This is a genomic window from Aetokthonos hydrillicola CCALA 1050 (genome assembly GCF_017591665.1).
Classification (GTDB): domain Bacteria; phylum Cyanobacteriota; class Cyanobacteriia; order Cyanobacteriales; family Nostocaceae; genus Aetokthonos; species Aetokthonos hydrillicola.
Genome location: NZ_JAAKGC010000389.1, coordinates 1 through 1,412, shown reverse-complemented (window position 1 = coordinate 1,412; position 1,412 = coordinate 1). Strand labels below are relative to the sequence as shown.

1 protein-coding gene is annotated in these 1,412 nt (G+C 67.7%); it reads right to left on the bottom strand.

The window, feature by feature from the left end; translation table 11 throughout:
• Window positions 1-396: 396 nt before the first annotated feature.
• Window positions 397-1,412 (bottom strand): class I SAM-dependent methyltransferase (locus G4P69_RS38195; RefSeq protein WP_208355181.1); only part of this gene is annotated, 1,016 nt, incomplete at its 5' end.

The following is a 1,412-nucleotide window of genomic DNA, read 5'->3' as shown; positions in this document are numbered from 1 at the left end:
GTCCGGGTACCACACAATCACCCCCGAAGGCGGGCACGTCACCACCGGCGGCGGAACCACCTGCCCCGGCACCGGCCCCCCCGGTTGTGTAGGTCCCGGTGCCGTCGATCCCCCCGGCACCGCCACCGGCCCGCTCGAACCCCCGGGCACGGGAGACGGCGCGGGCGGGATCAAGGGCGCGATCGAGTTGTTTCCACCGGGCACGGGCGAGGGCGCCGGCGGGATCAGAATCGGATCGGCCCCAAAGCACACCGCGCTCAGCGAAACGCCCGCCACAAACCCCAGGATGGATCGCAGGGGCATGGTCATCTCCAATGGAACAATACGTCCGCCGACCCGCCTCGGACGCACGATCACAAACATGGTTCCAGCCTCTGCGCGCGCAGAGCCGGTCACTCATGAGGATTTTTTCAGGGGACGCCTGAGGACGAAGATGCCGTAGGCGGACACGGTGGGCTGTTTCCACATGTCCCCGTCAAGCATGACCGCGTCCTCGCCCTCTTCGTCGACCACGCCGGCGACTTCCCATTCGGTGCGGGCCAGGACCCTTGCCCATTGGGCGCCGCTGTAGCAGCGCAGGCGGTAGGTGTTGTCGAGGTGTTCTTCCTTCTTCCCCTTGGTCACCATCAGGTGATTGACGATCGGCTCAAACCGTGACCCCGGCTCTGGCGGGATGAACTGGGCCAACTGCACCACCCTGGTCCCACCCCGCGAACCCGAGAACACTTCCTCGCTGGCGAACTCGGCCCCATAGTGCGTGAGGCCCAGCCCCACGCAGTAGACGCCGCCCGGGCGCACGGCACGGAACATCGAACGCAGGTGGGCCAGCATCGCCGCGTCGGTGGGGAGGTGGCGGACGGAGTTGATGAGGCAGAAGGCGAAGTCGGCACCGCTCCCCGGGGGCACCATCTCGGGGTCCAGCACCGGCACCTTCGTCATGTCCCCCACGCGCAGGTCGGCCTTCAGGTGGCGTTGTTCCATCATCGCGCGCGCAAAGGCGATCATGCGCGGGTTCAGATCAAGCCCGACCACCCGCCGCCCCCGCGCCGCGGCGACCCTGAGATACCGCCCGCTGCCGCAGGCGGGTTCGAGCCAGACGCGTTTGCGCCTCGCGCGATCTCCTTCTGGACGGGGCAGGCAGAAGCGCTTTTCGATGCGTTCCAGCCCGTCCACTTCCGCCGTGGTGCCGGGCGAGTGCACGATGTCGTACCACAGCGGGTGGTCGTACCAATCCTCGGCTCGCCACCCCCCGGATTTGGACTCGGACCCGGCCCCGCCCCCGGACCGAGTTCGCGGCTTCTTCTTCGTCCGTTTCTTGGTGGTGTGCGTCCGTGCCATGGTTCGCGGGTAAGGTACCGCGTGATGAACTCCATGAAAGCCGTCGCCCTCGGGCTTGCCCTGCTGTGTCCGGG